The sequence below is a fragment of the Nostoc sp. CALU 546 genome (genome assembly GCF_048836525.1).
Genome location: NZ_JAWJTF010000309.1, coordinates 1 through 2388 on the forward strand (window position 1 = coordinate 1; position 2388 = coordinate 2388).

The following is a 2388-nucleotide window of genomic DNA, read 5'->3' on the forward strand; positions in this document are numbered from 1 at the left end:
ATAATATTTATTATCCACATTATCGATTCTATAAATCAACTAATAGATTTGCATATCTTTTGTGGAAATCAATTAGATTACATAGTAGTAAAGAACTTATTTTTTGGAGAGCCTGATGAATTTACAAGATACGAAAACTCTCCCGAAGTTGAGAAAATTAAGGAGCAACTAAAATCGCAAAAAAGCCCATTTTCTGACATTAAAATGCCAGAACTAATAGAACGTAGTTATGATTATCTGGATGAAAATAACATGACTTTTAGGCAAGGGATGGAGCAAACAGATTTACCTTCGGTTAAAGGTAGAGTCACAAGTTGGTTAAGAACTTTCAAAGAAGAGATTGAAGCAGTAAAAGAGTCGTTAGGTTTAAATAATGTTGAACTCTCCTAAGCGAATGATTATGACTGTAGGTGACTCTCGTGTAGGGAAGTCTACAGTTACGAAACTATTAATTGATTGGTTTCAAGTTCAAGGAAGAAAAATTCAGGTCTACGACCATGACAATCGTGAGAGATTAAAAGCTTATGAAAATTTAGTGGCAATTGAAAGCTTAGACTTTTTTAATGGAGGTACGGATAAAATTTTAGATAATTTTATCAAAAATGAATTAGATATAATTATTGTTGATATGCCAGGGCAATATGTAGATAAGCTCTGTCAGTATATTGTGGGTTCGGATCTGTTCGATCTCTTAATTACATATCAATGGAAACTAACTTTTTTGCAACCAATTTCGCACAGAAGAGATTGTGTAGCTTACCTGAAAACTTTGGGAGAGTTTGCTACTGATAATGCTAACTATGTAGTAGTAAAAAATCAGCATTTTGATACGAGATTTGGAGAGTATCAGCAATCAATGCAGGATAAGGTACAAAGAATGGGTGGGACTGAGATATTCTTGCCAGCGTTACATCGTGACCATTACGAAAGATTGGAGAGAACGGGAAAACCTTACTCACTAGCTTGTAGAGATAAGTCAATTTATGTGGTTTACCGGACTTACATTTACCACTGGATTAAAAACTTTTACGATTCGATTTTAAATAATGATAAAGCAATTGAATATTTAGGATTAAAAAATGAGAACAGAACAAATTTTACAAGGATATTCGGAAGCAGAACAACAACGCATAGCTCAAATATCCCATGAATTAGGAATAGCCGAAGATGACCCGATGTTTAAGTTGATGGCAACATTAGGCAGAAACGAAGAAACAATGATTGACCTGCAAGCACGAATGGAGGCAATGGTAGAAGCTTGGGCAGTAATGATTGATCAGAAATTAGAATCCACTAGCAAAGCGGCTCAGTCGATGCACTATACAGTAGTATCAAAAGCTGTGCGTGATGAAATGAAGCATGTAACACCATCGACCTTAAATAGCTCATTCAAAGGTTTGAGTTGGTGGAAACTTTGGTCTATATCAGGGATATGCACAGGAGTAATGGCGGTAGGAGCGCTTCTAGGTTCGCTGACAACTTGGAATGTTGTCTCAAATTTGGGTGGAACTCAGTCAGTTGTAGTGTCAGCCAATGAGATGAAGATTTTGCAGTGGGCAAAATCAAGCGAAGGAAAACAAATGTACCAGTTATTGTTGTCCAACCAATCAGCCGTAGCAGCCTGTCAACAAGAAAACCGATTACAAGGATATTGCTTGATTCAGCTTAAGAAAACCAAACCCAAAAAGTAGCTTAACTAACTCTAGAGGTTTCTGTTTCTAAATAGCCAAGTTCTCTAGCCATAATGATCGCGTTAACACGACCTCTAACTCCTAACTTGGAAAAAAGATGGCTGGTGTGTCCCTTAACTGTACTGACTGTAATAAAGAGTTTTTCGGCGATCTCTTTATTAGAAAAACCACGGGCAATTAAGTTGAGAATTTGGGCTTCTGTAGCAGTAAGGGTTTCTCTGTATCTTTTACCCTTAATTTTTGTGTTGCCAGAAGCGAAGTTTCTAAAAAATCTTTTAGCAATCTCTGGGTCAATGAAAGAACTATTTTGATAAGTAGTATTGATAGCGTGTTTAATTAATTGCAGATCCATCTTCTTAAGAATGTAGGAATCAGCCCCATTTTGGAAGGCAGAATTAACTACATCTTGACTGGAGTGATAAGTGAGAACAATGACTTTACTATCCGTCCTCGTCTTAATATTATAGATGAGATCCAAACCACTAATATCTGGCAAAGCAATATCGAGCAAAACAATATCAGGCTTAAGTTCTTCAACAAGCCTCATCCCTTCAGTTCCGTTATCAGCTTCCCCACACATTTCAAAGTCTTGCTCTTGATTAACAACTGATTTAATTCCGAGCCGACTTAGAGCTTCATTTTCAATAATTACTAATCGAATCATCTTGATTACTTCGATTACAGGAACATAAAACAT

3 protein-coding genes and 1 pseudogene are annotated in these 2388 nt (G+C 36.3%); 3 read left to right on the forward strand and 1 reads right to left on the reverse strand.

Features of this window, described 5'->3' with window-relative positions; all coding sequences use genetic code 11:
- The 3 genes and pseudogenes from RRG12_RS43085 to RRG12_RS43095 all read left to right on the forward strand — a co-directional run.
- A pseudogene (locus RRG12_RS43085) lies at nt 1–390 on the forward strand (hypothetical protein); the annotation flags it as partial.
- 10 nt (nt 391–400) lie between these two features.
- Nucleotides 401–1150 (forward strand): hypothetical protein, encoded by a 750-nt coding sequence (locus tag RRG12_RS43090; RefSeq protein WP_420761646.1) that lies wholly within the window; start codon nt 401–403, stop codon nt 1148–1150.
- Nucleotides 1080–1691 carry a DUF6753 family protein gene (locus RRG12_RS43095; protein ID WP_420761647.1) on the forward strand — a complete coding sequence of 204 codons (612 nt, stop codon included), beginning with the start codon at nt 1080–1082 and terminating at the stop codon, nt 1689–1691. Before RRG12_RS43090 ends, RRG12_RS43095 begins: the two co-directional genes overlap by 71 nt.
- Nucleotide 1692: 1 nt before the next feature.
- On the opposite strand, the gene RRG12_RS43100 is transcribed toward RRG12_RS43095, so the two are convergent.
- On the reverse strand, nt 1693–2388 hold a 696-nt coding region (locus RRG12_RS43100; protein ID WP_420763283.1), incomplete at its 5' end, for a response regulator.